At 64.2% G+C, this 4,146-nt stretch carries 6 protein-coding genes; 3 read left to right on the forward strand and 3 right to left on the reverse strand.

Annotated elements, in window-relative coordinates; genetic code table 11:
• The first annotated feature begins 392 nt into the window (after positions 1–392).
• Positions 393–674, forward strand: a complete 282-nt coding sequence (locus VKP62_10920; protein ID MEB3197704.1) for a hypothetical protein — start codon at positions 393–395, stop codon at positions 672–674.
• A gap of 85 nt (positions 675–759) precedes the next feature.
• Here VKP62_10920 and VKP62_10925 read toward each other — a convergent pair whose 3' ends face one another.
• From VKP62_10925 to cas1, 3 genes are read right to left on the reverse strand one after another with little or no spacing between them, the layout of a single operon-like run.
• Positions 760–1,125 (reverse strand): hypothetical protein, encoded by a 366-nt coding sequence (locus VKP62_10925; protein ID MEB3197705.1) that lies wholly within the window; start codon positions 1,123–1,125, stop codon positions 760–762.
• A gap of 26 nt (positions 1,126–1,151) precedes the next feature.
• Positions 1,152–1,478 (reverse strand): CRISPR-associated endonuclease Cas2, encoded by a 327-nt coding sequence (cas2, locus tag VKP62_10930; protein MEB3197706.1) that lies wholly within the window; start codon positions 1,476–1,478, stop codon positions 1,152–1,154.
• 1 nt (position 1,479) lies between these two features.
• The gene (cas1, locus tag VKP62_10935) at positions 1,480–2,469 is read right to left on the reverse strand and encodes a CRISPR-associated endonuclease Cas1 (GenBank protein MEB3197707.1); all 990 of its coding nucleotides are present in this window, start codon (positions 2,467–2,469) and stop codon (positions 1,480–1,482) included.
• A gap of 585 nt (positions 2,470–3,054) precedes the next feature.
• Between cas1 and VKP62_10940 the strand changes: the two genes are divergently transcribed.
• Positions 3,055–3,471: a hypothetical protein gene (locus tag VKP62_10940; GenBank protein ID MEB3197708.1), complete on the forward strand. Its 417-nt coding sequence runs from the start codon at positions 3,055–3,057 to the stop codon at positions 3,469–3,471.
• Between the two features lie 133 nt (positions 3,472–3,604).
• The coding region (locus tag VKP62_10945) for a DUF4011 domain-containing protein (protein MEB3197709.1) at positions 3,605–4,146 on the forward strand (542 nt) is incomplete at its 3' end.

Genomic DNA, 4,146 nt, shown 5'->3' on the forward strand with positions numbered 1-4,146 from the left:
CCCCGGCTGGGCCGTGCAGGTTTCGTGTTCGGAGGCCTCGGTTGAGGCGTTTCAGTCCCCTACGGGGATCAGCCCCGGCTGGGCCAGCCCCGGCTGGGCCTCATCGACCGCATGGCGGCTTCCCTCGCCGCTGAGTCCGTGGTTTCAGTCCCCTACGGGGATCAGCCCCGGCTGGGCCTCCCCCTCTTGAAACCCGCGTGTGGCCTGGGCCTAAAACGCGTTTTGCGCCGGGAGGAGAAAACTGACCGGAAACTGTTGTCAGTAAACCATACGAGCGGGCGGAAATCAAGTGGGCATGCCGCGCGCCCGGTTGTTAAGGAAAATCGGGCGTTTTTTTCCTGTTGTTTGATTCAATTCTAACATTTGAGCCGGATCTTAACCCGTGAGGCGGCTTGCGCGCCTGGGGCTTGTCGATCGCGGCAACGGAATTGAGGGGACGGCGCCTGGGAGAGGTGGGAGACATCGCCTCCGAGGCGCTATTGTGGCAGGCCGGTTATCTGACCATCCACCGGGTCGAAGAAGTGAACCCCGGGCAGTGGACCTACACGCTAGGATATCCGAACCGCGAGGTGGAAATCAGCCTGAACGCCAGCTTGATCAACGGGTACGGTGGGGAGGATGCGAGCGCTTTCGAGGCACGCAACGTGGTCGGGCTTGAGGTGCGCGAGGCTTGAGCCTTATCCGGGGGCGGCGAGGGCACAGATCCCCGCCAGCAAACGGGGGGGGCGTCCTCCCCTGCTTTCCCATCCGGCGAGAGCGTCAGGGCATCAGCCAGGCTTTCACGGCGGCCGCAGCCTTGCGTCCACGGTCCTCGTTGGTAGGCCGTCTGACGCTTTTGAAGCAGTGGCCGCAGGGGGAGCCAATGCGGGTTGCCTCTTCCACGCTCAGGAACAGCCCATCCTTGGTCTGGGTGTAGTAGATGCACTGCGGGGTGTGGTAGTAGCCGCTGCGGCGGTTGAACCACAGGCGATCGGAGGGGGGGACCTTGGCCGTCGTGGGAGGCATGGTGGCGCCGGCGGCCGGGCGCATGTCGTGAAGGCCGCCAGGGCCAACCCAGAGGGAGGCCACGGTGGCCGCCGCACATACCCAGGCTGCCAGGTGGGATGTTTCAGCTCGCTCGGACATGGTTTCGCTCCTTCTTCCGTCGGGACTCACACCACGATGCAACTGCCATCCGCGCCGTCCATCGGCGCCACGAAGCCATATGGTTGGCCGTGCCGGCGCACCCGGCGTCGGCAACTGGCACAGAGTTCATAAAAGGCCAGCCGGTCTTCGTCGGCCTCCAATTCCTCGCGCAATTCTGCCTCGAAGCGTGCCAGGTCCGGCAAGGCCACCTGGCACTCGAAAACGCTGAACTGGGCCCGCCGACCCCAGGCGCTCAGGCGTTTGACCAGGCGCCGACGGCGGCGATCGTCCGCCACGTCGAAGGCCACCGCGAACCACCGGCGCTCGGGTGAGCGCGCTTCCCGCCCACTCATCTCACCGCACCCGCCAGGGTTGGTAGGGCTGCGCCTGCGGGTCTTGAAAATGCCGACTGAGGTGCAGTACCTGCTGCAAAAAGGCGGCCCGCAGGGGCAGCGGGCTGCCCAGGCAGGGCAGGGTGATGCGGTCCTCCAGGCGCCTTTCCCAGAGCGTGATCAGGGTGCGGCGGTTGGCATCCCCGAGTTGGTGGTCGCCTTCTGACCCGAGGTCCGCATCTTCGCGGCGCAACTGTCCGCTTTCCACCGCCTGCAGCACCAACCGGTCTGCCACCGCGTGGCGCCACTCTTCCATCAGGTCGCTGGCCAGGGCCGTATGCCCTTCGCGATCGGCGTGGTAGAAACCCAGGTATGGGTTCAGGCCAGCGGCGGCGATCGCCCCGCAGAGGCGGGTGCGCAGCAAGCTGTAGACGAAGTTCAAGGCGGCGTTGATGGGGTCGGGGGCCGGCCGATAGCGCCGACCCACAAAGCCCCAGTCTGGCTCCAGTTCGTCGGCCAGGGCCTGGAAATAGGCCGCGGCGCCGGCGCCCTCCCAGCCGCGCAGTTGGTCTGTGTCTTCGGCCCGTCGGCAGCCCTCGGCGGCGTTTTCGAGCTGCTGCAGCGCGCTTCCGTTCGGCTCGTCGTCAGCGCGCCGCAGCACGGTGTGCGCATTGCGCAGCTTGGCGTGGACCACCTGTTGGGCCAGAGCCAGGCAGGCCGTGGTCGATTCCGCGTACCGCAGTTGGGCCCGCTGGACCCGCGCCACCCGCGGCGCGTGAGGTTCCAGTCGGCCCAGCAGGTCGCCGCGTCGGGACAGGTAGGCCACCGGAATCCCGTGGGCCAGGCAGGCCGCCAGGGCGGGTTGGGTCATGTGGCAGGCCCCCTGCAAGACCACCAGGTCCAGCCATTCCAGCGGAACACGGGCGGCCTCCGTGCCGTGGAGGCTGGCCACGAGTTGGTGATCCACGCGTTGGATGCGCGTGCCTTCCTGAGCGAGATAGAGCGTGGTCATAGCGCCCTCCTCCAGTTTCAGCAACCCGTCGTGCAAGGGGTTCTCCAGCGTGTGGAGCTGGGAAACTTGGCCTGGCTGATTCCGGCCTGGCTCCACAGGCTTGCTGGTGAAGCTTATCGTTGCGCGGAATTCATGTCGAAAAATGATATTAGAGGGCGAGGGTATTTTTTCTTTGCCAGGGGCTTTGGGTCCAGGCCGGCGTTCGTAAGGGTCCAGAAACCTTCCTCCTGAAAACCGCCTAATCTCTCTTCAGCGAGGTGAAGCCGCCGCAGACGCAGCCCAGTATCAACAAGGGGAACGAGAGTTTGACGGTCAGGAACGGCATTTTGGCGGCGAGAAGCAGGCAGCCTAATAGGGCGATTTTGTTCCAAGGGGGGATTCGCTCTGAAAGTTGCCAAGTATGGTCATTACCTCGGTTCGAGGTCTTGGTGGGGGAGCCATTTTTGAAATGACCTCCTTCGTGACTCGGCTTTCGCACCATCGAATCACCAAGTCGCGAAAAACTGGCCGGTGATGACCTAATCGCAAAAATTGTTATGGGGGGCGCGCGATGATTCCCTTGCCCCAACTGAAAGGTGGTCCCCCATGACGTTCTTCCACGCGTCCCAACCCGATGACGCGACCCTGCTTTTGCCAAACTTCCCCGCCTTGCGGGTGGAGTGTGTCGAGCGACTCCGGCGCGAGCCCTGCGTGGGTTTCACGGAACTCGAGATCCAGGTTCTGTGTGGCCTGTTTGCGTCGGCGGCGCGCGCCCATATTTTGAGCCCGCGTTACCAAGGGCCAACCGGCCGCAAAGGCCATCGAGACTGGCGGGACAACGAGGGTTTGGTGATCATCAACCGAGACCTGGAGGAGCTTCCCCAGATTGTCCCGAAGTGGACCCTGCTGTTTTCCTGGCTTGCCCCAGAGTCGGCCATCTCTCACTGTCCGGACCTGGTGGCGGAGATTGCATCTCTGATGCTTTCAGGGAAGCTGGCGCTGCACAAGTCGGACCGGGGATGAATGATGCGGCTGTGGCCCCAATTGGGTGGGCGGGCCGTGCTGCCTAGTGGCGCTTCGTTGCGCTTCAGGTAATAATCTACGCCTGGGGCCTCATCTCGGCCCCGCTCACCCCCTATTGGCTGGTTAAACGTGCATGACCACGCAAGCTCCTGACATCGCCGCTAAGCTTCTCGCCAGCCGGCGGGAGCTGCTCGACATTGGCCTGCGAAACACCCTCATTAACTTTCGCGCGCCGAAGAAGAGCCTGGCACTGGCAGACTTTGATCCTGCTGTGGTCTTCGAAGCGTTGTACGTCCAGCAAAACGCCCTGGGGTTCACGGCCCTCGGGCGGACCAAAGCGACCACCGGTAACGGGGAGGGGGAGCTGGATGGGGCAGACCTCAGTCTGCTGGAAGCCCTCGGAGACGCCTCGGCCCTGCCCCAGGAGACGGTTGACGCCAGCCCTCGGCGCGACAAGCAGGTGCGCCTGTTCAGTGCGCTGGGTCCCGAGCCGCTCCAACTGCAGCTGCTGAAGTTGCGCACGGAAGCCCAGACCCACATCGAGGAGAAAGGCGTCAACGTCCTCTACCTGGCGATGGGCTTCCTCCACTGGTACGAGGCTGACAGCGCGCAAGAGGTGCGCAAGGCACCGCTGATCCTGGTGCCGGTCAGCCTGGAGCGCTCCAATGCCCGGGA

Source organism: Candidatus Sericytochromatia bacterium (genome assembly GCA_035285325.1).
Taxonomy (GTDB): Bacteria; Cyanobacteriota; Sericytochromatia; order S15B-MN24; family JAQBPE01; genus JAYKJB01.

Excerpts from the sequence above, each read along its gene's own strand:
- VKP62_10925 (MEB3197705.1), bottom strand. The coding sequence starts at position 1,125 with ATGTCCGAGCGAGCTGAAACATCCCACCTGGCAGCCTGGGTATGTGCG.
- cas2 (MEB3197706.1), bottom strand. The coding sequence starts at position 1,478 with ATGAGTGGGCGGGAAGCGCGCTCACCCGAGCGCCGGTGGTTCGCGGTG.
- cas1 (MEB3197707.1), bottom strand. The coding sequence starts at position 2,469 with ATGACCACGCTCTATCTCGCTCAGGAAGGCACGCGCATCCAACGCGTG.
- VKP62_10940 (MEB3197708.1), top strand. The coding sequence starts at position 3,055 with ATGACGTTCTTCCACGCGTCCCAACCCGATGACGCGACCCTGCTTTTG.